General features: G+C 75.3%; 7 protein-coding genes. 5 read left to right on the top strand and 2 right to left on the bottom strand.

Translation table 11 applies throughout. From position 1 onward, the window contains the following. Nucleotides 1-7: 7 nt before the first annotated feature. Nucleotides 8-214: an antitoxin gene (locus ACIQTO_RS24065; protein WP_402391567.1), complete on the bottom strand. Its 207-nt coding sequence runs from the start codon at nucleotides 212-214 to the stop codon at nucleotides 8-10. A 303-nt stretch (nucleotides 215-517) separates the two neighbouring features. Here ACIQTO_RS24065 and ACIQTO_RS24060 point away from each other — a divergent pair, with 303 nt between their 5' ends. Next, nucleotides 518-1,453, top strand: a complete 936-nt coding sequence (locus ACIQTO_RS24060; protein WP_402391564.1) for an endonuclease/exonuclease/phosphatase family protein — start codon at nucleotides 518-520, stop codon at nucleotides 1,451-1,453. A gap of 326 nt (nucleotides 1,454-1,779) precedes the next feature. Here the strand turns inward: ACIQTO_RS24060 and ACIQTO_RS24055 are convergent, their stop codons facing one another. Continuing rightward, a complete protein-coding gene (locus tag ACIQTO_RS24055; RefSeq protein WP_402391561.1) occupies nucleotides 1,780-1,983 on the bottom strand; it encodes a hypothetical protein in 204 nt (67 codons plus the stop codon). Nucleotides 1,984-2,883: 900 nt separating this feature from the next. Between ACIQTO_RS24055 and ACIQTO_RS24050 the strand changes: the two genes are divergently transcribed. From ACIQTO_RS24050 to ACIQTO_RS24035, 4 genes are all read left to right on the top strand, one after another. After that, the gene (locus tag ACIQTO_RS24050) at nucleotides 2,884-3,915 is read left to right on the top strand and encodes a LuxR C-terminal-related transcriptional regulator (RefSeq protein WP_402391558.1); all 1,032 of its coding nucleotides are present in this window, start codon (nucleotides 2,884-2,886) and stop codon (nucleotides 3,913-3,915) included. A gap of 245 nt (nucleotides 3,916-4,160) precedes the next feature. After that, nucleotides 4,161-4,793: an FMN-dependent NADH-azoreductase gene (locus ACIQTO_RS24045; protein ID WP_402391555.1), complete on the top strand. Its 633-nt coding sequence runs from the start codon at nucleotides 4,161-4,163 to the stop codon at nucleotides 4,791-4,793. Nucleotides 4,794-4,983: 190 nt separating this feature from the next. Then, nucleotides 4,984-6,177 (top strand): cytochrome P450, encoded by a 1,194-nt coding sequence (locus tag ACIQTO_RS24040; protein WP_402391552.1) that lies wholly within the window; start codon nucleotides 4,984-4,986, stop codon nucleotides 6,175-6,177. A gap of 32 nt (nucleotides 6,178-6,209) precedes the next feature. Then, a complete protein-coding gene (locus tag ACIQTO_RS24035; protein WP_402391549.1) occupies nucleotides 6,210-23,294 on the top strand; it encodes a type I polyketide synthase in 17,085 nt (5,694 codons plus the stop codon). Nucleotides 23,295-23,350 lie beyond the last annotated feature (56 nt).

Below are 23,350 nucleotides of genomic sequence, written 5' to 3'. Positions count from 1 at the left end.
GCGTCCGCTACTCGGCGGGCTTCTGGTCGCCGTCCGGGGTGCGGATGAAGTCCTTGGCCTTCTCGACACCGGTGCCGAGCGGACCCGCGTACGTGCCGTCGGTCCGGTCGTCGATCACGCCGGCGACCTTCTCCAGGCCCTGGCCGACGAGGTCGCTGTGCTCGCGTGCGAGGCCGGTGGCCCGGTCCACGAGGTTCTTCAGGCCGTCGAACATGGTGTGCTCTGCTCCTCTGCTGTGGTGGCCGCGCGGCGGGCGGCGGGTGTGCAGACGGCAGCTTACCTCTACAGGGGTGTAGAAGTTCCCTGGGTCCGTGGAGCGGTTCGTACTCCGGGTGCCCCGCGCACCCCGCCGCCCCCGTCCGGAACCGGGGCCACGGCCCGCCGCGTCTTTCGGTGGAGCCGACGGGCGCTCGTCCACATGGTCGAGCGGCCCGGCGGGGCGGGCGGTCGAGGGACGGAGGGGCGCGTGGGTGAGCGGGTGGCCGGGCGGAGCTGGTGGAGGTGGACCCGGAGGGCGTTGACCGGACTCTGCGGGGTGGGCCTGGTGCTGCCCGCGGTGCTGGTCGCCACCCGGCTGGGCGGCTGGGACGACGGGACGGCGCTGGCGCTCCCGGTCGTGCTGCTGCCCTACGCGGCGGTGGCCACCCTGCTGGTGCTGGGCGTGCTGCTCGCGCTGCGCTCCTGGTGGGCGGCGGGTCTGGCCGGACTGCTGGCGGTGGTTCAGCTCTGCTGGCTGGTGCCGAGGTTCGTGCCCGCGGGTGGCACGGTGGCCGCCGACGTGCCGCGGCTGCGCGTCGCGACGAGCAACGCCTACCTGGGGCAGGTCGACGCCGACGCGTTAGTCCGGCTGGTGCGCGAGCAGCGGGTCGACGTGCTCGCGGTGGAGGAGCTGCGCGGCTCCGCGGCCGCCGCGCTGGAGCGGGCCGGCATCGCGGAGGTGCTGCCGCACCGACAGCTGCCGCCGGGCGGCGACACCGCGCTGTACTCCCGGTTGCCGCTCGCGCCGCTGGACGAATCGGCCCCGGCGGCGGCCCGGGCGCAGGTGGCCGCCGAGGTGTCGGTCGGCGGCCGGGTCGTTCGGCTGACGGCCGTGCACACCTACTACCCGCTGGGCGACGCCCGGCGCTGGTCCGAGGACTTCGAGGGCCTGCGGGCGGCGGCCGAGGGCGGCACCCGCGATGCCGTCTTCCTGGGCGACTTCAACGCGACCCTGGACCACGCGCCGATGCGTGACCTGCTCGCCACCGGCCTGACGGACACCCATGCCGAGCTGGGGCGCGGCGGTTCGCCCACCTGGCCGGAGGACAACGCGGACTTCCCCCGGCTGCCGCCGATGATCCAGATCGACCATGTTCTTCATGGGAAAGGTTTGACCGGGGTGGCGGTGTCCGAGCACCGGGTGCCGGGTACGGATCACCGTGCGGTGGTGGCCGAACTCGCCGTGACGGGCTGAGAGTCGTCCGGCCGGTGCGGGCTGCCCCGCGCCGGCCGTCGGCCTGGCTCGGAGCGGTCGGCCGCCCTTCGTGCACCTCATGGATCAGGGTGTTCGGGTCGTCACTCCCGTCACAGGAGTGATCACGATCATCACCCGATCGTGTTCGACATGACGTAGAGTCTGAGTCGGCATGCACAGGCCAGACGGTACGTCCGAGTGCGCCCTTCCGGCGGGGGCCGGGGGCGCCGGCCCTTTCCTGCGGGCACGGTCGGGCTCGTCCTGGGGCTGTCGCACAGCGGGTGAGGCTGCGGGCCGAGGGGGTGAGATGCGTCGTGCGGGTCGAGTCACAGGTCGTGGTGGGTCGCGACATGTCTGAACAGGTGCGGCGGCGAGACGGTCTGTTCCACGATGTGGCCGGGCCTTTCCAACGCCTCGGTGTTCTGGGCATGCTCATGGGTGACCGTCGGCGGGGCGCTGCCTCCGCCGGTCGCGGTGATCGGGGTCGCCGTCGCGGCCCCGGCTGCCCGGGGGCACGTCACGCTGTCCACGGGAAAAGCCTCTTACGGATCGGATGGTGCTCGCTGCCCTTGTGCCCGCGGGTGACCGGCGACGGAGCCGGTACCGCGCCCCCCTTTCCCCGTCTTCCCCCGCGGACCTCGTCCGGCGGTCGGGTGACTGTTCAGAGTCCTGTCGACGCCGTGGTCGCATCAGTCGCGGCGTGAGCGGCTCGGGCTCTTCCGGCTCGTCGGCTGCGTGCCGCTGTGTGTTCAGCGGTCGGGGTTCCGTCGTGCCGTGGCCGATCTCTCGTCCAGTACCCCGGACGGCACCGGCAGGTCTCCATGGCGTCGAACGCCGGCTCCCTCGCGGGGAGTTGTCGAACGGCGCCCCGGTACCGCGGTGTGCCGGGCCCGGTGCGTCCGTCCTGCGGGCGGGGCCCCGGCGGCCGGTCTCCGGGGCCGGAGCGCGGTGGACTCCACGGTCCGCCGCCGACCGCCGGACCGCCGCCGGACCGTGGTCGACCAGGCACGACCGGCACGATCGCGTTGCAGGCCCCACATTCCCATGTCGAATCGAGTGGCACCCCACGATGCCCGTCGAGCAGCCGGGCGATTCAGGGCGTCACTGATTCCGAGTCGGAGGATACAGTGTCAATTCGGACTTCCACGACGCCCGGTCCTTCCCTGGGGTTATCCGATGAAGTCGTCCAGTTGGCGGCGCGTTCCGCGCAGTCCTGGCTCGACGGCCAGCTCGGTAGGAGTATGGATCTGGCCGCTGCCGCCACGGTCCGGGCGCGGGCCGGTGGGCCGGGCGCATGCACGCTGAAGGCGAGAATCTGGCACGCGACGCTGCTGACACGCGTCCGCGGTCTGGGGGCGGCCACCATCATGCTCGCCGACGACTCGTCACCTGTCCACGGTTCTCACCAAGTTGAGAAGCGTGCTGCTCATTTGCTGTGTGAGGCGGAGCTCGACCTGGCCAAGGGCGATCTGGACGGGGCGGCCGCCTCCGCGGTGGCGGGGCTCCGGCTGGCGCAACAGGCCGGCAACCGGTCGCTGACACCGAGCGGGTTTCTCGTGATGGCCGTCAGTTCGACCCGGCGGCTGGACCTCACCACGGCCCTCCAGTACGCGAACCGGCTGCGGGACCACGCGCTGCTCGGGCACGCGAACCTGATGGCCGGCCAGTGCGCCTGGGCCGTCGCGCAGGTCCTGGAAGCCCGGGACGGCACCGAGAGCATCGCCCACCTCCTGAAGGGCCTGGTGCACGACGGTGCGCTGGCAAGGGAGTTGCTGGTCTCGCAGCCGGCGGCGGCCGCCTGGCTGGTCCGCGCCGCGCAGCGGCTGGGGGACGACGAGATCGCCGTCCGGACGGTCACCCAGATCAACGCACTCGCGGCACGCAATCCCAGTTTCCGCACCGTGCAGGCGGCGTCCGCGCACGCCATCGGCCTGTTCGAGCAGAACGCCGCGGCCCTGGAGCGGGCGTCCGGCCTGCATCTGGACCGGTGGGCGCAGGCCTCCGCGCTGGAGGACGCGAGCGCGGTGCGGTTCGCCCGCAGCTCCGAGCCGGAGCAGGCCGTCGAGCTGCTGAAACGCGCGGCGGACGACTACCAGGCGGTCGGTGCGTCCCGGGACGTGCTGCGGGTGCGCAGCAAGCTCAGGGAGGTCGAGGGCAACAGCGGCCAGTTCTCGCGCCGCCCGAGCCGGACCAGGACGCAGGCCAGTCAGTTGACCGACACCGAGTACGCGGTGGCCGAGTTGGTGAGCCAGGGTCTCACCAACGGCCGGGTCGGGCGGCAGCTCTTCATGTCGCCGCACACCGTGGCGTTCCATCTCAAGAAGATCTTCCGCAAGCTCGACGTCGCCTCCCGGGTCGAGCTGGCCGGCACCTGGAACCGGCTGGTGGAGGAGCGGACGACCGAATTGGGGGCCGAGTCCGCATTCGTGGCCGAGGCTCCGGTGGGGCGGCTGGCCGTGTGAGGCCCGCGCGCCGGTGCGAACGGTTCGCGGACGTTCGCGGAACCCACCCTTCCGGTAGGGGTTCCGCGGGGCGCCGTCCGAACTCGGGACCGGCGCGCGGGCCGGTTGCGCGGCTCCTCACGGGGCCGGTGGCCACCCGCGCTACCAGACTGAGGGATGCCCGTCCGGGGCGCTTCTCCTTAGACTCGAAGAGAGTTGGAAAAGCAGTTCTCGGTGAATCGCTCAGGACAATCCAGGGGCCTTTTGTGTCTTCTCTTCTCCACATTGATTCGAGCATCCGCGCAACCGGCTCCGTGACGAGGCAGCTGTCGTCCCACTTCGCCGGCCAGTGGCGCCAGAACCACCCCGGCGACGCCTACACCTACCGGGACCTCGCCGCCCAGCCGGTCCCGCACATCACCCACGCGGTGCGCGAGTTCCTCCTGGACCCCAGCCGTGACCACGGGCTGACGCCGGAGGAGAAGGCGCTCACCGAGTCGGTGGTGGCCGAGGTCCGCGAGGCGAGCACCATCGTGCTGGGCGTGCCGATGTACAACTACGCCGTCCCGTCGACGATCAAGTCGTGGATCGACCTCCTGGTCAGCCCGGCCCACATGGTGCCCCCGGGTGCCGAGTCCGGCCCGCTGAGCGGCAAGACGGTGATCGTGGTGACCGCCCGCGGCGGCTCGTACGCGCCGAGGACCCCGCGGGAGGGCTGGGACCACCAGGAGCCCTACCTGCGCGCCGTGCTGAGCTCGATCGGCCTCGCCGACAACCTGAAGTTCGTGCACGCCGAGCTGACCCTCTCGGCGATCGTGCCGGCCATGGCGGCTCTCAAGCCGCTCGGCGAGCAGTCCCTGGCGAACGCCAACGAGACGCTCAAGAAGCTGGCTCTCTGATTTCACGGCTGCCATTCGCGGCCGGCGGGCACGTCACGGCGGGCCTTTTGCCGAATTCACCCGGAGTTCACGGGCCCGCTCATCCGCGCGGGCCCGGCGGATCGTCCAGGAACCGGCTCCGGGCCGATTCGGCGGGGCCGCCGTTTTCGTGCGCAGGGATATTTTCGACCCGAAACGGAGAAGGTGCGTCATGAGCGAGGCGATCTCTTACGAGGATGCCTGGGCGCGGACTGACAAGTTCGACCCGCCGGCGATTTTCGACGAGCTGCGGAAGGAGCGCCCGCTGGCGCGGATGGTCTACCCCGACGGACACGTCGGGTGGATCGCCACCAGCCACGAGCTCGCCCGGCAGGTCCTGAGCGACCCGAAGTTCAGCCACAACCTGGAGATCGGGCACTTCCCGGTCACCAAGTACGGCGGCCCGGTCCCGCAGTTCCCGGCCATGCCGGGGATGTTCATCCACATGGACCCGCCGGAGCAGACCCGGTTCCGCCGGATGCTGACGCGTGAGTTCACCGGCCGCACGATCAACCAGCTGGCGCCGCAGGTCGAGGCCGTGGCCGCCGAGCAGATCAAGATCATGCGCGAGCAGGGCAACTCCGCCGACCTGCTGGAGAGCTTCGCCAACCCGCTGGTCCTGCGCGTGCTGTCCGACCTGATCGGCCTGCCCTACAGCGAGCGGGACCGCTACGCCGAGGCGCCGGCGGTCATGAACAACCCGTTCGGTGACGCGCAGGAGTCGATGGCGGCGTTCGCCCAGGTGGGCGCCTTCATCCACGAGACCATCGCGCGCAAGAAGGCGGAGCCCGGGGACGACATCCTGAGCCGGCTGATCGCCTCCGGGGAGCTGACCGACGAGGAGCTGGGCAACATCACCGCCCTGCTGCTGTTCGCCGGTTACGAGACCACGGAGGGCGCGCTGACGGTCGGTGTGTTCGCGCTGCTGCACCACCCCGAGCAGCTGGCCGTCCTGCGGGCGGACCCCTCGAAGATCGACGACGCGGTGGAGGAGATCCTCCGGTACATCACCGTCAACCAGTACGAGATCTTCCGGACCGCCCTGGAGGACCTCGAACTCGGCGGCCACGCCGTGAAGAAGGGCGAGACGGTCACCGTCTCCCTGCCGGCGGCCAACCGGGACCCGGCGAAGTTCGGCTGCCCGGCGGAGCTCGACTTCAGCCGGGACACCGCGGGCCATGTGGCCTTCGGGTACGGCGTCCACCAGTGCATCGGCCAGAACCTGGCCCGCCTGCAGCTGCGGGTCGGCCTGCGCGCGCTGCTGGAGGCCTTCCCCGACCTGCGCCTGGCGGTGCCGGCGGACGAGATCCCGCTGCGGACCCACGGGTCCGTCTTCGCTGTGAAGTCCCTGCCCGTTTCCTGGTAACTCCCTGCTCTCCGGAAGGAGTTCGCGGTAAGGTGCGCCCCGATCTGATCACCCCGCTCCCGGTCATCCTCCGGGAGAACGCGGTCCGGCTCACGGACAAGATCGCTTTCGAGGACGACCGGCACGCGGTCACCTACGGAGAGCTCGAAGCGCGGACGCGGAGGCTGGCCGGTCACCTGGCCGGCCTCGGCGTCCGCCGCGGGGACCGGGTGGCACTCTGCCTCGGCAACTCCGTCGCCATGGTGGAGGGCTATCTCGCCGTCGTGCGGGCCGGCGGGATCGGGGTACCGGTCAATCCGCGGGCGACGGCGGCCGAGACCGAGTACCTGCTGAGCGACAGCGGCGCGGTCTTCGCCCTGACCGAGGCCGGTAGCGCAGAAACGTTCCTGCGCTTGCTCCCGGACCCGGCTTCGGGCGTCAGCGTCCTGGCCACCGGTCCGGCACCGGCCCCGGCGGGCGCCCTCGCCTTCGACGAACTCGCCGTCACCGAGCCCGCCACCGAGGCCCCCGACGACCTCGGCCTGGACGAGGTGGCCTGGATGTTCTACACCTCGGGCACCACCGGCCGGCCCAAGGGCGTGCTGTCCACCCAGCGCAACTGCCTCTGGTCCGTCGCGTCCTGCTACGTACCCGTCCCGGGCCTGTCCGAGCAGGACCGCGTGCTGTGGCCGCTGCCGCTCTTCCACAGCCTCTCGCACATCGCCTGCGTGCTCTCCGTCCCGGTGGCCGGTGCCACCGCCCGGATCATGGACGGCAGTTCCGCGGACGACATCCTCACCGCGCTCCGTGCGGACCGCTCCACCTTCCTGGCCGGCGTCCCCACCACGTACCACCACCTGGTCAGCACCGCCCGGCGGACCGGCCTGTCGCTGCCCGACCTGCGGATCGGGCTGGTCGGCGGCGCCGTCACCGGCTCCGAGCTGCGCCGCTCCTTCGAGGAGGGCTTCGGGGTACCGCTGGTCGACGCCTACGGGAGCACCGAGACCTGCGGGGCGATCACCATCAACCCGCCGGACGCCGCCCGCGTCGAGGGCTCCTGCGGCCTGCCCGTGCCGGGCGTCGGGGTGCGGATCGTCGACCCGCGCACCGGCCGGGACGTCGCGGCCGGCGAGGAGGGCGAGGTCTGGGTCAGCGGACCGAACGTCATGGTCGGCTACCACAACAGCCCGGAGGCCACCGCCGAGGCGCTGCGGGACGGCTGGTTCCACACCGGCGACCTCGCCCGGCGCGACGAGGCCGGCTACTTCACCATCTGCGGCCGGCTCAAGGACCTGGTCATCCGCGGCGGCGAGAACATCCACCCCGACGAGGTCGAGGCCGTCCTGCGCACCGTCGAGGGCGTCGCCGACGCCGGAGTGGCCGGGGTGGCGCACGACACGCTCGGCGAGGTGCCCGTCGCCTGGGTCGTCCCGGGCCCGGCCGGTCTCGACACCGCCGCGCTGATCGACCGCTGCCGCGAGCGGCTCTCCGCCTACAAGCTGCCGGAGCGGGTCTACGAGGTCGCCGGCATCCCCCGGACGCCCTCCGGGAAGATCGTCCGCCGCCTGCTGGCCGAGCAGCCCGCCCGGCTGCGCTACGCCGCCGACGGACACCATGACGCCCTGTTCGCACCGGTCTGGGTGCCGGCGCCGGCCGCGCCCGCCGAGGGCTCCGGGCCCGCCACCGCCGGCTGGGCGCTGGTCGGCCCCGCCGACGCGCTCGCCACCGGCCTGCGGGCCGCCGGCCTGGACGTCCGGCTCCATCCCGACCTCGCGGCCCTGGACGCCGCCGTGGCTGCCGGGGAGCCCGCTCCCGGTGTGACGGTGCTCGCCCCGGCCCCCGGCGGCGCCGACGGCCGTGCCGCCGCCGCCCGGCCGGTCCCGGCCGGAGCCCGGCTGGTCGTCCTCACCCGCGGCGCGGTGACCGCCGCCGCCGGGGACGGCGCGCCGGACCTCGACGGCGTCCCGCTCTGGGCCGTCGTGCGGTCCGTCCAGGCCGACGCCGACCGCCCCGAGGCGGTGACCCTGCTCGACCTCGAAGGCGACGCGGACCGCGACGGCGACCGCGACGGCGACGCGGACCGCGAGGCCCGCGCGCTGCTCGCCGCCGTCGCCTCCGGTGAGCCCCAGCTCGCGCTGCGCGCCGGGGAGCTGCTGGTCCCGAGACTGGTCCCGGTCCCGGTCACCGACCGGCCGCGACCCGCCGACGCGCCGGGCCTCGGCCCGACCGTGGTCGTCACCGGCGCCGACACCGCCGCCGGTGCCGCCCTGGTGGGCCACCTGACGACCGCGCACCGGGTGGAGAGCCTGCTGCTGGTCGACTCCCCGACGCCGGGCGAGGCCGCCGAACCCGCCGCCGAGCCCGCCGGGGTGGCGGTCACCAGGGTGACCGTCGACCCGACCGACCCGGCCGCGCCGCGGACCGTGCTGCGCGCCGCACTGGCCGGCCTCGGCCGCCCGGTGACCGCCGTGGTGCACGCCGCCGCCGACCCCGCCCTCGCCCTGGCCCTCGACGAGCTCACGGCCGGCACCGAGCTCGCCGCCTTCGTCACCGTCACCGGGACCGCCGCCGTCCTGGGTGCCCCCGCGGCCCCCGACACGGCCGTGGCCGAGGCGCTGACCGAGGCGCTGGCGCACACCCGTCGGCTGAGCGGCCGTCGCGGCGCGGCGCTGGCCTGGAGCACCGGGGAGCCGTCGGCCGGTGCCGAGGCCGACCGGGCCCGCCGCCTGCGGGACGGGCTCGCCGCGTTCGACCTGCTGATCGAGACCGGAACCCCGGCGCTGGTGGCGCTGCGGACCGGCCCGTTCGAGCAGGACGGCCCCGTCCCGGCCGTGCTCCGCGCCCTCGCCGAGGCGGCGCCCGCGACCGCCCGGCCCGACGAGGCCGTCACCGCCGTCCTGCGCGAGCGCCTGGCGGGCCTGGACGAGCGCGCCCAGCTCGCCCTGCTCGAAGAACTGGTCCGGACCGAGGCCGCCGCCGTACTGACCCGGCCGGGCGCCGGGCCGATCCCGGCCGGCCGGGCCTTCCGTGACCTCGGCCTCACCTCGCTCGCCGTCGTCGAACTGCGCAACCGGCTGACCGAGACCACCGGGCTGCGCCTGCCCGCCACCGTCAGCTTCGACCACCCGACGCCGGAGGCGCTGGCGGCCCACCTGCGGGCCCGCGCCCTCGGCCTCGGCGAGACCCCGGAGCCGGCCGGCCGCGTGCTGCCCGGCGACCCGGACGAGCCGATCGCGATCGTCGGCATGGCGTGCCGGCTGCCGGGCGGTGTCACCGGACCGGACGAGCTGTGGCGGCTGGTCAGCGAGGGCCGGGAAGCCCTGTCCGGCTTCCCGGAGGACCGTGGCTGGGATCTGGAGGGGCTGTTCTCCGGGGATCCGGAGCAGGCCGGCACCTCCACCGCCGACCGGGGCGGCTTCCTGCGCGACGCCGGGCTGTTCGACGCCGGGTTCTTCGGGATCTCGCCGCGTGAGGCGCTGGCGATGGACCCGCAGCAGCGGCTGCTGCTGGAGGCGTCCTGGGAGGCCATGGAGCGGGCCGGTATCGACCCGGCCGGGCTGAAGGGCGCCGACGTCGGGGTGTTCTCCGGTGTCATGGGCCAGAGCTACGGCGCGGGCGGCGCGGCGCCGGCGGAGCTGGAGGGCTTCGTCGCCACCGGCACGGCGTCGAGCGTGGCCTCGGGCCGGGTGTCCTATGTGTTCGGGTTCGAGGGCCCGGCGGTGACGGTGGACACGGCGTGTTCCTCGTCGCTGGTGGCGATGCACCTGGCGGCGCAGGCGCTGCGGCGCGGGGAGTGCTCGCTGGCGCTGGCCGGCGGTGCGACCGTGATGGCGACGCCGGATACCTTCGTGGAGTTCTCGCGGCAGCGGGCGCTGGCCGGCGACGGCCGGTGCAAGTCCTACGCGGACGCGGCGGACGGCACGGGCTGGGCCGAGGGCGCGGGTGTGGTGGTACTGGAGCGGCTCTCCGAGGCACGGGCCAACGGGCACCGGGTACTCGCGGTGGTGCGCGGCAGCGCGGTGAACCAGGACGGCGCGTCGAACGGTCTGACCGCGCCCAACGGCCCCTCGCAGCAGCGGGTGATCCGCAAGGCGCTGGCGAACGCGGGCCTGACCACCGCCGAGGTGGACCTGGTGGAGGGGCACGGCACCGGGACGGTGCTGGGCGACCCGATCGAGGCGCAGGCACTGCTGGCCACCTACGGCCAGGACCGGCCCGCGGAGCGGCCGTTGCGGCTCGGGTCGTTGAAGTCCAACATCGGTCACACCCAGGCCGCCGCCGGCGTGTCGGGCGTGATCAAGATGGTGCAGGCGCTGCGGCACGGCGTGATGCCGCCGACCCTGCACGTGGACGCGCCGTCCTCCCAGGTGGACTGGACGGCGGGCGCCGTCGAGCTGCTGACCGAGGCGCTGGAGTGGCCGGAGACCGGCCGCCCCCGCCGGGCCGCCGTCTCCTCCTTCGGTGTCAGCGGGACGAACGCGCACCTGATCCTGGAGCAGGCCCCCGAGGAGGCCCCGGTCGTGGTCGAGGCCGCGCCCGACGCCGTGCTGCCCCTGGTGCTGTCGGCCAGGAGCACCGCCTCGCTGGCGGGCCAGGCCGGGCGGCTGACGGCTCTGGCGGGGGCGGTCGACACGGCGGCGCTGGCCGGTGCGCTGGTGACCCGCCGGGCGCTGATGGACGAGCGTGCGGTGGTGGTGGCGGGTTCGTCGGAGGAGGTGCTGGCGGGGCTGGGTGCGCTGGCGCGGGGCGAGTCGGCTCCCGGTCTGGTGACGGGCAGCCCGTCCGGGGCGGGCCGGTCGGTGCTGGTGTTCCCGGGGCAGGGCTCGCAGTGGGCTGGGATGGGTCGTGAACTGCTGGATTCCTCGCCGGTGTTCGCGGAGCGGGTCGCCGCGTGCGCGGCGGCGTTGGAGCCGTGGGTGGACTGGTCGCTGGTCGAGGTGCTGCGGGGTGAGGCCCCCGCCGAACTGCTGGAGCGGGTGGATGTGCTGCAGCCGGCGAGCTTCGCGGTGATGGTCGGTCTGGCCGCCGTCTGGGCGTCGGTGGGTGTCGTTCCGGACGCGGTGGTCGGTCACTCGCAGGGCGAGATCGCGGCGGCCTGCGTGGCGGGCGCGCTGTCGCTGGAGGACGCGTCGCGGATCGTGGCGGTGCGCAGCCAGGTGATCGCGGGCAGCCTCGCGGGGCGTGGCGGCATGGCCTCCGTCGCCCTCTCCGAGGCCGAGGCCGTCGCGAGGCTGGAGCGTTGGGCGGACCGGGTGGAGGTGGCGGCCGTCAACGGCCCGTCCTCCGTGGTGGTGGCCGGTGACGCCGAGGCGCTGGACGAGGCCCTGGCGGTCCTGGCGGCCGACGGGGTGCGGGTGCGTCGGGTGGCGGTGGACTACGCCTCCCACACCCGCCACGTCGAGGCGATCGAGGGGACGCTGGCCGAGGCCTTCGCGGACATCCGCGGCCGGGCGCCGCAGATCCCGTTCTACTCGACGGTCACCAGCGGTTGGGTCGACGAGGCGGGCGTGCTGGACGGCGGCTACTGGTACCGCAACCTGCGCGGCCAGGTCCGCTTCGGCCCCGCCGTCGCCGAACTGCTCGGCCAGGGTCACACCGTGTTCGTGGAGTCCAGTGCCCACCCGGTGCTGGTCCAGCCGGCCAGCGAGATCGTGGACGCCGCCGAGGTGTCGGCCGTGGTCACCGGTTCGCTGCGGCGGGACGAGGGCGGCCCGCGCCGGCTGCTGACCTCGATGGCCGAACTCTTCGTCCGGGGCGTCGCCGTGGACTGGACGGGCGTGCTGCCCACCGGCACCGCCCCCGTCGACCTGCCGACCTATGCCTTCGACCACCGGCACTACTGGCTGCGGACGGCGCCGGCCACCGACGCGGCCTCGCTCGGCCAGGCCTCCGCCGACCACCCGCTGATCGGCGCGATCGTCGGTGTGCCCGGCTCGGGCGGCTTCATGACCACCGCGCGGTGGTCGCTCGGCGCGCACTCCTGGCTGGCCGACCACGTGGTGGGCGACGCCGTGCTGGTGCCGAACGCGGCCCTGGTCGAGCTGGCCGTCCGGTTCGGTGACGAGGTCGGCACGCCGACCGTCGCCGACCTGACGGTGGAGCGGCCCGTGGTGCTCCCGCTGCGCGGGGGCCGGTCCGTTCAGATGACCGTCGGAGCGGCGGACGACACCGGCCGGCGCGCCGTCGAGGTCTACTCCCGCGCGGACGACGCGGCGCTGGACGCGGAGTGGACGCGCCACGCCCACGGCACGCTGGCCCCCGCCCCGGCGGACGACCCGGCCGCCCGGCCCGCCGGCGGCCCGGCGACCGAGGTCGCCCTGGACGACGCGGCCGGACCCGCCGACCGCTACGGCCTGCACCCGGCACTGCTGGACGCGGCGCTCCGCACGATCCTCCCGGAGGGCATGCTCGCGGCCGAGTGGCGCGGGGTGACCCTGCTCGCCTCGGGCGCCTCCGAGCTGCGGGTCCGTATGTCCGAGTTGTCGGACGAGGGGGCCCGGCTGGAGCTGAGTGATCCGGACGGTGGGCCGGTGCTGACCGCCGACGCGGTCCTCGCCCGGCCGTTCTCGCCCGAACAGGACGGGATCACCCGGGAGTTGACCCAGGACGCGCTGTTCGTCCCGCAGTGGACCGCGCTGTCCCTGCCCGCCGTGGACCGGGCGCTCAGCACGGCCGCGGTCGCGACCGCGGGGGACGTCGAGGCCCTGGCCGCCTCGGAGGGCCCGGCCCCGGACGTCCTGCGGTACGCGGTGGAGCACCCGGGCGGCGACCCCCGGGCCGCCGTGGCCGCCGCGTTGGCCCTCCTCCAGGCCTGGCTCTCCGCACCCGCGCTGGCGCAGTCCCGGCTGGTCGTGGCCGTCACCGGGGACGCGGGCGATCTCGCCGGCGCCGCCGTGTCCGGCCTGCTGCGCTCGGCCCAGTCCGAGCACCCGGACCGCATCGTCGTCGTCGAACCCGCCGACACCGCCGACGCGTTGCTGCCGGCCGTGCTGGCCAGTGGTGAACCGCGGGTCCGGGTGCGGGCCGGCGTGGCCGAGGCGCCCCGGCTGGTGCGCGCCACCGTCCCGCCGCGCGCCGGGACGGCCGACAGCGCCGCGACGGCCGAGGACACCGCGACGGCCGGCGGCACCGGGGGGCTCGACCCCGCCGGGACCGTCCTGGTCACCGGCGGGACCGGCACGCTCGGCGCCCTGGTCGCCCGGCAGTTGGTCACCGCGCACGCCGTCCGGCACCTGCTGCTCGTCAGCCGCCGCGGCCCCGCCGCCGAGGGCGCGGCGGAGCTGCGCGAAGAACTCACCGCGCTGGGCGCCACCGTCACCGTCACCGCCTGCGACACGGCCGACCGCGACCAGGTCGCGGCGCTCCTCGCGGCGGTGCCGGCCGAGCACCCGCTGACCGCCGTCGTCCACACCGCCGGCGTCCTGGACGACGGCGTGGTCACGGCGCTGACCCCGGAGCGGGTCGACACCGTGCTGCGGCCGAAGCTGGACGCGGCCCTGCACCTGCACGAGCTGACCCGGGAGCTGGACCTCGCGGCCTTCGTGCTCTTCTCCTCCGCCGCCGGTGTCCTGGGCAACCCCGGGCAGGGCAACTACGCGGCGGCCAACGCCTGCCTGGACGCGCTCGCCCACCGGCGCCGCGCGCTCGGCCTGCCCGGCGTCTCGCTCGCCTGGGGCTACTGGAGCCAGGCCAGCGGCATGACCCGTCACCTCGGTGCCGCCGACCTGCACCGCACCCGGCGCCTGGGCATGGTCGGGCTCTCCGACGCCGAGGGGATGGCGCTGTTCGACGCCGCCCTGCGCGCCGACGCCGGAACGCCCGCCGCGCTGGTGGCCGCGAAGTTCGACCTGCCCGCCCTGCGCGCGGCGGCCCGCGGCGGCCCCGTCGCACCGCTGCTGCGCGGCCTGGCACCCGCCGGGCGGCGGACCGCCCGGACCGCCGACGGCACGGACACCGCGGCGCTGCGGGAGCGCCTCGCCCGCCTGGGCACGGCCGAGCGGACGGAGGAGCTGGTGGCCCTGGTGCGCCGGCACGCCGCCAACGTGCTCGGCCACGCCGCCCCCGACGCCGTCCGGGCCGACCGCGCCTTCAAGGAGGCCGGCTTCGACTCGCTGACCGCCGTGGAGCTGCGGAACCGGCTGGCGGCCGCGAGCGGCCTCACGCTCTCCTCGACCATCGTCTTCGACTACCCGAAGCCGGCGGCCCTCGCCGAGCACCTGCGCGTCAGGCTCTTCGGCACCACCGCGTCCGAGAGCGCCACCGCCTCCGAGGGCACCCGCGCCGGCGGGGCGACCGCGGCCGCCGACCCCGACGAGCCGATCGCGATCGTGGCGATGTCCTGCCGTCTCCCGGGCGGCGTGCACAGCCCCGAGGACCTCTGGCGGCTGGTGGCCGACGGCGTCGACGCCGTCACCGAGTTCCCCGAGGACCGCGGCTGGGACATCGAGCGGCACTACGACGCCGACCCGGACAGCGCGGGCAAGACCTACGTCCGGCACGCCGCCTTCCTCGACGACGCCACCGGGTTCGACGCCGGCTTCTTCGGCATCTCCCCGAACGAGGCGCTCGCCATGGACCCGCAGCAGCGGCTGCTGCTGGAGACCTCCTGGGAGGCCTTCGAGCGCGCCGCGATCGACCCCACCGGGCTGAGCGGGCAGGACATCGGCGTCTTCGTCGGCGTCAACAGCCACGACTACACCGTGCGGATGCACCGGGCGGCCGGGGTCGAGGGCTTCCGGCTCACCGGCGGCTCCGCCAGCGTGCTCTCGGGCCGCGTCGCCTACCAGTTCGGCTTCGAGGGACCGGCCGTCACGGTCGACACCGCCTGCTCCTCCTCGCTGGTCGCCCTGCACCTGGCCGCGCAGGCGCTGCGCCGCGGCGAGTGCTCGATGGCGCTGGCCGGCGGTGTGATGGTGATGGGCAACCTGGAGACCTTCGTCGAGTTCTCCCGCCAGCGCGGGCTGGCCCCGGACGGCCGCTGCAAGGCCTTCGCGGACGGTGCCGACGGCACCGGCTGGGCCGAGGGCGTGGGCGTGCTGCTCGTCGAGCGGCTCTCCGAGGCGCGCCGGCGCGGGCACCAGGTGCTCGCGGTGGTCAGCGGCAGCGCGGTGAACCAGGACGGCGCGTCCAACGGTCTGACCGCGCCGAACGGCCTCTCCCAGCAGCGGGTGATCCGCAAGGCGCTGGCGAACGCGGGCCTGTCGCCGGTCGAGGTGGACGCGGTCGAGGCGCACGGCACGGGCACCGTGCTGGGCGACCCGATCGAGGCGCAGGCCCTGCTCGCCACCTACGGCCAGGACCGGCCCGCCGACCGCCCGCTCTGGCTCGGCTCGGTCAAGTCGAACATCGGCCACACCCAGGCCGCGGCCGGGGTGGCCGGTGTGATCAAGATGGTGATGGCCATTCGGCACGGGGTGCTGCCCCGGACGCTGCACGTGGACCGGCCCTCGACCCATGTGGACTGGTCGGTCGGCGCGGTGGAGCTGCTGACCGAGGCCCGGGAGTGGCCGGAGACCGGCCGCCCGCGCCGGGCGGGGGTGTCCTCCTTCGGCATCGGCGGGACCAACGCGCACGTCCTGGTGCAGCAGGCCCCGGCCGAGGCCCCGGCCCCGGCCCCGGCCCCGGCCGGGCCCGCGCCGCAGGAGCGGGCCGACGCCGGCCCGACCGTGCCGGTGCCGGTCCCGCTCTCGGCCCGGACGGCGGCCGCGCTGCGCGGCCAGGCCGGCCGGCTCGCCCGCTTCGTCGACGACCGGGCCGACCTCCCGCTCGCCGGCACGGCCCACGCGCTCGCCACCACCCGGGCCCGGCTCGACCACCGCGCCGTCGTCCTGGCGGGCGACCGCCGACAGCTGGCCGACGCCCTGCGCGCCCTCGAACACGGCGCGCCCGGCGCCGCGACCGTCGTCGGGAACTCCGCCGACGCCGACGCCGACGGCAAGCTGGCCTTCCTCTTCACCGGGCAGGGCAGCCAGTGGGCCGGCATGGGCCGCCGGCTCGCCGAGGCGTTCCCCGTCTTCCGGGACGCCTTCGCCGCCGCCTGCGCCGCCGTCGAGCGGCACCTGGACGGGCACCTGGCGCGGCCGCTGCACGAGGTCGTCTTCGCCGACCCCGGGACGGCGGAGGGCGCGCTGCTGGACGAGACCCTGTACACCCAGGCCGGCCTCTTCGCCCTGGAGACCGCGCTGTTCCGGCTCTTCGCCTCCTGGGGCGTCCGGCCGGACCTGCTGGCCGGTCACTCGATCGGTGAGATCACCGCCGCGCACGCGGCCGGCATCCTGGACCTCGCCTCGGCGGGTGAACTGGTCGCCGCGCGCGGTCGGTTGATGCAGGCGCTGCCCGCCGGCGGCGCGATGGTGGCCGTCCGGGCGACCGAGGCCGAGGTCGCGCCGCTGCTGGCCGGCGCGGCCGGTGTGGTCGGTGTCGCGGCGGTCAACGGACCGGACTCCCTGGTGCTCTCCGGCGCCGAGGAGGCGGTGCTCGCCGTCGCCGCCGAGCTGGCCCGCGAGGGCCGCAAGACCCGGCGGCTCGCCGTCAGTCACGCCTTCCACTCGCCGCTGATGGCCCCCATGCTGGCGGAGTTCGAGGCCGTCGCGGCCCGGCTGACGTACCGGCCGGCCACCGTCCCCGTCGTCTCCACCCTCACCGGCGGGCTCGCCGAGGACGGGTACTTCGGCACCGCCGGGTACTGGGTCGACCAGGTGCGGCACGCCGTCCGGTTCGGCGACGCGGTCGGGTCGCTGCGCGACCAGGGCGCCGTCACCTACCTCGAACTCGGGCCGGGCGGGGTGCTGACCGCGATGGCGCTCGGCACGCTCGGTGAGCAGGCGCGGGGCTGCCTGGCCACGCTGCGCACCGACACCCCCGAGGACACCGCCGTCCTCACCGCGCTCGCCGAACTGCACGTGCGCGGCGTGGACGTGGACTGGCCCGCCGTCCTCGGCCGGCCGGGGACGACGGCCGGTGACGGGCCGGTGACGACGGTCGGCGCCGAACTGCCCACCTACGCCTTCCAGCACGAGCGCTACTGGGTGGAGAGCGGCGCCGCCGCGGACGCCGAGGCGCTCGGCGCCCGCAGCACCGGGCACCCGCTGCTCGGCACCGTCGTCGAGGTCCCCGGGGACGGGGGCGGCACCGGTGCCGTCCTCACCGGGCGGCTGACCCGGCGCAGCCCCGGCCTGCCGGTCGACCCGGCCGGCGCCGGCGACACCGCCGTCCCGGCGGCCGTGCTGCTGGACCTGCTCGTCCGGGCCGGCAGCGAGACCGCCAGCGGAGCCGTCCGGCAGATCACCGTCGAGACGCCGCTGACCCTGCCCGAGCACGGGCACCTCCAGCTGCGGGTCTCCGTGGCGGCCCCGGGTCCGGAGGGCCTGCGCCGCGCCGGCGTGCACTCCCGCCCGGCCGGCCGGGAGCAGGGCCCGTGGACCTGCCACGCCCGCGCCCTGCTGGCACCCGGCCTGCCGCGGCCCGCCTTCGACCTGCGGAGCTGGCCGGCCGCCGACGAGGCCGAGGACACCGCCGGGCCCGCCGCCAAGGTCGCCGGCGTCCGCCGGCTCTGGCAGCGGGACGGCCGGCTCCTCGCCGACATCGAGCTGCCCGCCGAACGGGCCGACGAGGCCGAGGTGTTCACGCTCCACCCGGCGCTCATCGACACCGCGCTGAAGGTCCTCGCCGCCCACACCGGCGGCGGCGACACCGACGACCGCGAGCCGGCCGCCTGCGCCGACCTCGCCGTCTACGCCGAGGGCGCCGCCGCGCTGCGGCTGCGGATCACCCCGACCGGCGACGGGGGACACCTGGTGGAGCTGGCCGACCCGGAGGGCGAACCGGTCGCCGCCTTCGGGCCGGTGACGCTGGAGGGCGCCGCCGCTCCCGCCGAGCCGCTCGCGGCGGGCACCGGCCCCGCCGCCGCCGGGCCGACCCCGGCGGACGCCCCGCTGGCCCGGCGCGTGGTGCGGCGCGGCGCGGCGGCCGGCGGCTCGCTGGCCGCCCGGCTCGCCGACCTCGCCGGCGCGGAACAGCACCGCCTGCTGATGGACCTGGTGCGGGAGAGCGCCGCCGCCGTCCTCGGCCACCAGGAGGGCGCCGAGTCCTTCGACGGCAGCCGGCCCTTCCGGGAGCTCGGCTTCGACTCCCTCAGCGCCGTCAAACTCCGCAACCGGCTGCACGACTTCACCGGTCTGTCCCTGCCCACCAGTCTGGTCTTCGACTACCCGACCCCGGCCGCGCTGGCCGGCCAGTTGCGCGCCGAACTGCTCGGCGAGGGCCCGGCGAGTGCCCCGGTGCCCGCCGCGGCCGCGACGGACCCGGACGAGCCGATCGCCATCGTCGCGATGAGCACCCGGCTGCCGGGCGGGGTGAACAGCCCCGAGGAACTCTGGACGCTGGTCGTGGAGGAGCGCGACGGGCTCTCCGCCTTCCCCACCGACCGGGACTGGGACGTCGACAAGCTCTACCACCCGGACCCGGCGCACCCCGGCACCAGCTACACCAGGGTCGGCGGATTCCTGCACGACGCGGCCCAGTTCGACGCCGGACTCTTCGGCATCTCGCCGCGTGAGGCGCTCGCCATGGACCCGCAGCAGCGGCTGCTGCTGGAGACGTCCTGGGAGGCGCTGGAGCGGGCCGGGATCGACCCGCTCTCCACCCGGGGCCGCGACATCGGGGTCTTCACCGGAATCGTCCACCACGACTACGTGACGAGGCTGCGGCAGGTGCCCGACGACGTCCAGGGCTACGTCATGACCGGTACGTCGTCGAGCGTGGCCTCGGGCCGGGTGTCCTACGTCTTCGGGTTCGAGGGCCCGGCGGTGACGGTGGACACGGCCTGCTCCTCGTCGCTGGTGGCGATGCACCTGGCGGCGCAGGCGCTGCGGCGCGGCGAGTGCTCGATGGCGCTGGCCGGCGGCGCGACCGTGATGTCCAGCCCGGACGCCTTCCTGGAGTTCTCGCGGCAGCGCGGCCTCTCCGCCGACGGCCGCTGCAAGGCCTACTCCGCGACGGCCGACGGCACCGGCTGGGCCGAGGGCGTGGGCGTCGTGGTGCTGGAGCGGCTCTCCGAGGCACTGCGCAACGGGCACCCGGTGCTCGCCGTGCTGCGCGGCAGCGCGGTGAACCAGGACGGCGCCTCCAACGGCCTGACCGCCCCCAACGGCCCCTCGCAGCAGCGGGTGATCCGCCGGGCGCTGGCGAACGCCGGCCTGGACGCGTCCGAGGTGGACGTCGTCGAGGGCCACGGCACCGGCACCTCACTGGGTGACCCGATCGAGGTCCAGGCGCTGCTGGCCACCTACGGCCAGGACCGCCCGGCCGGCCGGCCGCTGCGGCTCGGGTCGCTGAAGTCGAACATCGGCCACACCCAGGCGGCGGCGGGTGTCTCCGGTGTGATCAAGATGGTGGAGGCGATGCGGCACGGTGTGATGCCCGCGACGCTCCATGTGACCGAGCCGACGCCGCAGGTGGACTGGGCGGCCGGCGCGGTGGAGCTGCTGACCGAGGCACGGGAGTGGCCGCGCGACGGCCGCCCGCGCCGCGCCGCGGTCTCCTCGTTCGGCGCGAGCGGGACCAACGCGCACGTGATCCTGGAGGAGGGGCCCGAACCGCTCCGGGCGGAGCCCGCCGTCGAGGCGGCGCCCGACGCCGTGCTGCCGCTGGTGGTGTCGGCGAAGAGCACCGGGTCGCTGGCCGGCCAGGCCGGTCGGCTGGCCTCCTTCGTCGAGGCGTCGGCGGCGCCCCTCACCGCGGTGGCGGGTGCGCTGGTCGCGCGGCGCGCGGTGCTCTCCGAGCGCGCGGTGGTGGTGGCCGGTTCGCGGTCCGAGGCACTGGCCGGACTGGGCGCGCTGACCCGGGGCGAGTCCGCGCCCGGGCTGGTGACGGGCAGTGTGTCCAGTCCGGGCCGGACGGTGCTGGTGTTCCCGGGTCAGGGTTCGCAGTGGGCCGGGATGGGGCGTGAGCTGCTGGACTCCTCCCCGGTGTTCGCGGAGCGGGTCGCCGCGTGTGCGGCGGCGTTGGAGCCGTGGGTGGACTGGTCGCTGGTCGAGGTGCTGCGGGGTGAGGCTCCGGCCGAGCTGTTGGAGCGCGTCGATGTGCTGCAGCCGGCGAGTTTCGCCGTGATGGTCGGTCTGGCCGCCGTCTGGGCCTCGGCCGGGCTGGTCCCGGACGCCGTCCTGGGCCACTCGCAGGGCGAGATCGCGGCGGCCTGCGTCTCGGGTGCGCTGTCGTTGGAGGACGCGGCGCGGATCGTGGCGGTGCGCAGTCAGGTGATCGCGGGCAGTCTCGCGGGGCGTGGCGGGATGGCCTCGGTGGCGCTCTCGGAGTCTGAGGCCGTCGAGCGCCTGGAGCGTTGGGCGGACCGGGTGGAGGTGGCGGCCGTCAACGGCCCGTCCTCCGTGGTGGTGGCCGGTGACGCCGAGGCGCTGGACGAGGCCCTGGCGGTCCTGACGGCCGACGGGGTGCGGGTGCGCCGGGTCGCGGTGGACTACGCCTCGCACACCCGCCACGTCGAGGCGATCGAGGGGACGCTGGCCGAGGCCTTCGCGGACATCCGCGGCCAGGCCCCGCTGGTGCCGTTCTTCTCCACCGTCACCGGCGCGTGGGTCGACGAGGCGGGCGTGCTGGACGGCGGCTACTGGTACCGCAACCTGCGCGGCCAGGTCCGCTTCGGCCCCGCCGTCGCCGCGCTGCTGAGCGAGGGTCACACGGTGTTCGTGGAGTCCAGCGCCCACCCGGTGCTGGTCCAGCCGGTCAACGAGATCTTCGACACCGCCGCGGACGACAGCGTCCGGCTGCGCGCCGTCGTCGGCGGCACGCTGCGCCGGGACGAGGGCGGCCCGCGCCGGCTGCTGGCCTCGATGGCCGAACTCTTCGTCCGGGGCGTCGCCGTGGACTGGACCGGCGTCCTGCCGGCCGGCGCCGACACCGCCCAGCCGGACCTGCCGACCTACGCCTTCGACCGCCGGCACTTCTGGCTCCAGGAGGGCGAGACGCCCGACGACTCCGCCTCGGCGGCGGACGGCGCGGACTCCGACTTCTGGGCCGCCGTCGAGCAGACGGACGCCGACTCGCTCGCCCACCTGCTCGACCTGGCCTCGGCCGACCAGCGGGACGCGCTGCGCACGGTCGTCCCGGTCCTGGCGGACTGGCGGGGCCGGCGCCGCCGCCGGTCGAGCGCCGAGAAGCTGCGGTACAACGTCACCTGGCGGCCGCTCGAACGCGAGGCCGTCGGGGTGCCGGGCGGCCGGTGGCTGGCGGTCCTCCCCGCCGGGGGGCCGGCGGACGCCTCCGCCGCCGACCTGGCGGCGGCGCTGGCCGGGCAGGGGCTCGACCTCGTCACGCTGGAGGTCGCGACCACCGGGACCACGCGCGACCGCCTCGCGGAGCGCCTGACCGCCGTGCTGGCCGAGCACGACGTGACCGGCGTGCTCTCCCTGCTCGCGCTCGCCCCCGGAACCGCCCCGTCCGACGTGGGCGCCACCGCGGCGACCCTCACGCTGATCCAGGCCCTGGGGGACACCGCGGCCGGCCGGCCGCTCTGGTGCCTCACCCGGGGCGCCGTGAACATCGGCATCCAGGACACCCTCACCGCGCCGGCCCAAGCCGCGCTGTGGGGCCTGGGCCGCGCCGCCGCCCTGGAGTTCCCCGACCGGTGGGGCGGCCTGATCGACCTGCCGGCGGCGAACGACGCCCGGACGGCGCGGTACCTGCTCGGCGCGCTGAACGGCACCGCCGGCGACGACCAGCTGGCCGTCCGCCGCTCGGGCGTCTACAGCCGCCGACTGGTCCGCAAGCCCGCGCCGGAGCCCACCGCCGGCGGCGGCTGGCAGCCCACCGGCACGGTGCTGGTGACCGGCGGCGCCGAGGGGCTCGGCCGGCACGCCTCGCTCTGGCTGGCACGCTCCGGCGCCCGCCGGCTGATCGTCACCACCGGCCCCCGGACACCCGAGGAGGCGCTGGCCGGGCTGCGGGAGGAACTCGCCGCGCTGGGCACGGACACCACCGTGCTCTCCTGCGCCGACGCCGAGCGGGACGAACTCGCCCGCCTGGTCGCCGCGAGCCCGGCGGACCAGCCGCTCACCGCCGTGCTGCACGCGGCCGACATGGCCTGGACCAGCTCCGTCACCGACACCGCCGCGGCGGACCTCGCCGAGGTGTTCGCCGCCAAGGTGGACACCGCCTTCTGGCTCGACGACCTGGTCGCGGACACCCCGCTCGACGCGTTCGTGGTCTTCTCCTCGATCGCCGGCGTCTGGGGCGGCGGCGGGCAGAGCGTCTCCGGCGCGGCCAACACCGTGCTCGACGCCCTGGTCGAGTGGCGCCGGGGACGCGGCCTGCGGGCCACCTCGATCGCCTGGGGCGCCCTCGACCAGATCGGCGCCGGCATGGACGAGGAGACCCTCGTCCAGCTGCGCCGCCGGGGTGTCCTGCCGATGGCCCCGCAGGTCGCGATGACCGCCTTCGAGCAGGCGGTGGAGGCCCGGGAGAAGTTCGTGTCGGTGGTCGACATGGACTGGGACGCCTTCATCCCGGCGTTCACCTCCGTCCGGGCCAGCCCGCTGTTCGCGGACCTCCCGGAGGCGGACGCCGCCCTGCGGGCCTCCCAGCCGGACGCCGGGAACAGCGACACCACCTCCTCGCTGGTGGACTCGCTGCGGGCCGTCCCGGAGGCCGAGCAGAGCCGGATCCTGCTGAAGCTCGTCTGCGGCCACGCCGCGACGGTCCTGGGCCACAGCGGCGCCGAGAGCATCGGCCCGCTGCAGGCCTTCCAGGAGGTCGGCTTCGACTCGCTGGCCGCCGTCAACCTCCGCAACAGCCTGCACGTGGCCACCGGCCTGCGGCTGCCGGCGACGCTGATCTTCGACTACCCCACCCCGGACGCCCTCGTCGGCTACCTGCGCTCCGAGCTCCTGCGGGACGCCGGCGACGACCTCGACGGGCGGGAGGACGACCTGCGGCGCGCGCTCGCGGACGTCCCGTTCGCCCGCTTCAAGGAGGCCGGCCTCCTGGACACCCTGCTCGCCCTCGTCGAGACCGAGGACGCCCCCGCGACCGACGCGGCGGCCGGACCGGCCGAGGACGACGCCGACCTGATCGACGCCATGGACGTCGCCGACCTCGTGTCGCGCGCCCTCGGCACGACGAACTGACCCGGACGACCCGGATGCCCCTGAAGACCCGGTACGACCAGCTGACCACCGACAGC

This window comes from Kitasatospora sp. NPDC091207, assembly GCF_044768625.1.
In the GTDB taxonomy this organism is placed as follows: Bacteria; Actinomycetota; Actinomycetes; order Streptomycetales; family Streptomycetaceae; genus Kitasatospora.
This window is presented reverse-complemented; position numbering and strand designations above follow the sequence as displayed.

Coding starts and splice junctions, on each gene's coding strand:
- ACIQTO_RS24065 (WP_402391567.1), bottom strand. CDS start 214: ATGTTCGACGGCCTGAAGAACCTCGTGGACCGGGCCACCGGCCTCGCA.
- ACIQTO_RS24040 (WP_402391552.1), top strand. CDS start 4,984: ATGAGCGAGGCGATCTCTTACGAGGATGCCTGGGCGCGGACTGACAAG.